Genomic DNA, 3,551 nt, shown 5'->3' on the forward strand with positions numbered 1-3,551 from the left:
CACGCCTCTGCGCAACTGTGCTATATTGCTATCAGAATAAAAGGGATCGACAGACACTTCAAACGGAATTCGCTTTTCCCTCGTCATCTTCTTTGCAAATATTGTAATTGCAGTAGTCATGTTCATTCCAAGCTCCTGGCATACCTGTTCCATGTTCTTTTTCAATTCTTCATCCATACGAATATTCACCAATGTCTGCGCCATAATAATGCTCCTTCTTTATTTTACGCATACTTTAACATATAGTAAAGACAATGTCGATATGATATCTTTACACTTTAATGCCGTTCCGGAAACAAAACTGTGACAACTGAATAAAGGCTTTACACCTTCCTAAAGGGCTATTATAATAGAAGTACCAGATACACATAGACAGCACTTTAGAAAGCGGGGTGACCATATGACTGAGAAAGAAATGATGCAGCGAAACATTGAGGAATTCTCCAGATTGCAAAGCTATATGATTTTGGCCACTGAAAAGGACTCAGAAATCTACAAAGCGATGAAAGTCAGATATACAGAACTAAAAGTTATCCTGACGACATCAGGGGTAAATCTGACTGAATTGGACAGAATCAAAGAGTAGGTCGCCTGAACAATTAAATGGCGGCCACAAAACAAGGTGTAAAGTCTTTATTGAGCCATCAAAATGATTCGGAAGCTTTACACCTTTTTTGATTGCAGACATTCATATGGTTTTGCTTTATCCCACAACCCTCAAAGCATTCCTCTCACACCCAACACAAATCCAATCGCTCCGCCGCGTAACCTCCCCATCCGTATGCACCCAAAGCGGCTGCGAAGTCTCAATAGTGACCTTCCCCGCCCGATAAGCCGTAATCCCCCGGAACCGATAATGCTTCCCATAAAAAGCCGTAGGCAGCGCAAGCAGAATAAACAGCTTCGACAGATCCCCCACCGCGCACAGATTCAGCACCCCGTCATCGTCCACCGCATCCGGGGCGAACATGAACCCGCCGCCCTCGAACCTGTGGACCATGCACGCGGTAAAAAGCATATTCCCGATATCCACAGGCGCGCCGCCCTCCAAAGTAAGCTTCCCCGACACCGCCTTCGAGGCAAAAAGCTGCCGCAGCGCCACGCCCAGATAGGTCAGCTTCCCCAGCCCCAGCCTGTTCATGGTGTCCTTAATCTTAGAATGCATAGCCTCCTGGCAGACGGCGGCGTCAAACCCAATCCCGCAGCTCACCGCAAAGCGGCGCGTCTCCCCGTCCGCATAGGAGAGCACCCCCAGGTCCATGGAGCGGACTCTGCCCGAGTGCAGTATCACATCAAGGGCCTCCAGCGGCTTCCTGGGCAGCTTCAAATCCCTGGCCAGGTCGTTGCTGGAACCGGTGGGGATGTAGCCCAGTACCGCCCGGCGGGGATCGTCCATCCCCTGGAGCGCCTCGTTCACGGTTCCGTCGCCACCCAATATAATAAGGAAAACATCCCCCGGTTCACGGCGGAACAAATCGGCCACGATGGAGACGGTGTCACCGGCCTTCTCCGAAAAATGAGGGCAGTAGGCGACATTTTCCCTTTGCAGCGCGGGCTCTACCTGCTCCTTCCATATTTTCTGCCCCCTGCCGGAGCGGGAGGCGGGATTGACAATCACATGATACATGGGGAATCCTCGTCTTTCGTACAGGCTTTTGCTTTTATGCCCTTCATTTTATCAGCAGAGGGCCCTTTCGTAAACCCATTTTGTAAATTTTTGTTTGCAAACTGTATATTCTATGATATAATACGTGCTAAATATCCGGATGAGACCGCAATTCCGTAGACGTAAATCTTTGCAGAGCGGGCCTGTGGGATGCCGGGGAGCCGCATAGACGCGGAGGGACTTTGATGCCGCCGCGCAGTGACTGTATGAAGGAGGAGTGGGAATGTATTCGTTAGATGAAGTGAGAGTCGTCGATTCTGAAATCGCCCAGGCCATCGTGGACGAACAGGCCAGGCAGAACAGCCATATCGAACTGATTGCCTCTGAGAACTGGGTGAGCAAGGCTGTGATGGCGGCCATGGGAAGCCCTTTGACCAATAAATACGCGGAAGGATACCCGGGAAAGAGATACTATGGCGGCTGCGAGTGCGTGGACGTGGTGGAGCGCCTTGCCATAGAGCGGGCCAAAGAGCTGTTCGGCTGCGAGTACGCCAATGTGCAGCCCCATTCCGGCGCTCAGGCCAATATGGCGGTGCAGTTCGCTGTCTGCAAGCCCGGGGATACCATCATGGGCATGAACCTGGATCACGGCGGGCATCTGACCCACGGCAGCCCGGTGAACATGTCCGGGAAATATTTCAAAATCGTCCCTTACGGCGTAGACGACAACGGCTTCATCGACTATGACAGGCTGCGCGAGATTGCCCTGGAGGCGAAGCCGAAGATGATCATTGCTGGAGCGTCTGCCTATGCGCGCACCATCGATTTCAAGAAGTTCCGTGAGGTGGCGGATGAAGTGGGAGCATTCCTGATGGTGGATATGGCACATATCGCGGGCCTGGTGGCGGCAGGGCTCCATCCCAGCCCCATTCCTTACGCCGATGTGACTACCACCACGACCCACAAGACCCTGCGCGGGCCCAGAGGCGGCATGATTCTCTCCAGCAATGCCGTGAACGAGAAGTATAATTTCAACAAGGCCATCTTCCCCGGCATCCAGGGCGGCCCGCTGATGCACGTCATCGCGGCCAAGGCGGTCTGCTTCAGGGAGGCGCTGGGCGATGAGTTCAAGACCTATCAGAAAGGCATCATAGACAATGCCCAGGCTCTGTGCAAAGGTCTGATGGAGAGAGGGATCAAGATCGTATCCGGCGGCACGGACAACCATCTGATGCTGGTGGATCTGACGAATTTCGGCCTTACCGGCAAGGCTGTGGAGAAGCTCCTGGACAAGGCGCACATCACCTGCAACAAGAATACCATCCCCAATGACCCGCAGTCTCCCTTCGTGACCAGCGGCGTCCGCCTGGGAACCCCGGCCGTCACCTCCAGAGGCATGAATACAGAGGATATGGACAAAATAGCAGAGGCCATCGCGCTGGTGGTGAAGGGCGGAGAGGAGCGGATTCCGGCAGCTCGGGAAATCGTGCGGGCCTTGACGGACAAATATCCCCTGGAGTAAGCTGCCATGGGGCTGTCAGCCCGAGAGAAAGCCTGGAAAGAGGAGAAGAGGAACGATGATAAAAATAGCAGTGCTGGGATACGGGACCGTGGGCAGCGGTGTTGTGGAGGTCGTTGCGCGCAACGCGAAGCTGCTCCGTGAACGGGCCGGCGAGGAAATCTATATCAAGTACATCCTGGATCTCAGGGATTTCCCCGGAGACCCTTATGAGGACAGAGTCATACATGATTTCGGAACGATTCTGAACGACCCGGAGATAAGCATCCTGTGCGAGGTCATGGGGGGCGTGGGCGCGGCGTATCAGTTCACGAAGCAGGCGCTGGAGGCAGGAAAGAGCGTGTGCACCTCCAACAAGGAGCTGGTGGCGAAGCACGGGGCCGAGTTCCTGGCCATCGCGAAGAGGATGAGGTGCAACTATATGTT

At 53.7% G+C, this 3,551-nt stretch carries 3 protein-coding genes and 1 pseudogene (1 of these 4 running past the window's edge); 2 read left to right on the forward strand and 2 right to left on the reverse strand.

All coding sequences use genetic code 11. From position 1 onward, the window contains the following. The coding region (locus Q2B33_RS15215) for a type II toxin-antitoxin system RelB/DinJ family antitoxin (protein WP_300815234.1) at positions 1-204 on the reverse strand (204 nt) is incomplete at its 3' end. Positions 205-703: 499 nt separating this feature from the next. Further along, a complete protein-coding gene (locus tag Q2B33_RS15225; RefSeq protein WP_300783121.1) occupies positions 704-1,627 on the reverse strand; it encodes a diacylglycerol kinase family protein in 924 nt (307 codons plus the stop codon). 262 nt (positions 1,628-1,889) lie between these two features. On the opposite strand from Q2B33_RS15225, the gene glyA reads away from it, so the two are divergent. Both glyA and Q2B33_RS15235 read left to right on the forward strand, forming a co-directional pair. Beyond that, positions 1,890-3,128: a serine hydroxymethyltransferase gene (glyA, locus tag Q2B33_RS15230; RefSeq protein WP_300570934.1), complete on the forward strand. Its 1,239-nt coding sequence runs from the start codon at positions 1,890-1,892 to the stop codon at positions 3,126-3,128. 55 nt (positions 3,129-3,183) lie between these two features. Then, a pseudogene (locus tag Q2B33_RS15235) lies at positions 3,184-3,551 on the forward strand (homoserine dehydrogenase) (it continues 896 nt past the right edge of the window).

Source organism: uncultured Acetatifactor sp., from assembly GCF_948601915.1.
Lineage (GTDB): Bacteria > Bacillota > Clostridia > Lachnospirales > Lachnospiraceae > Acetatifactor.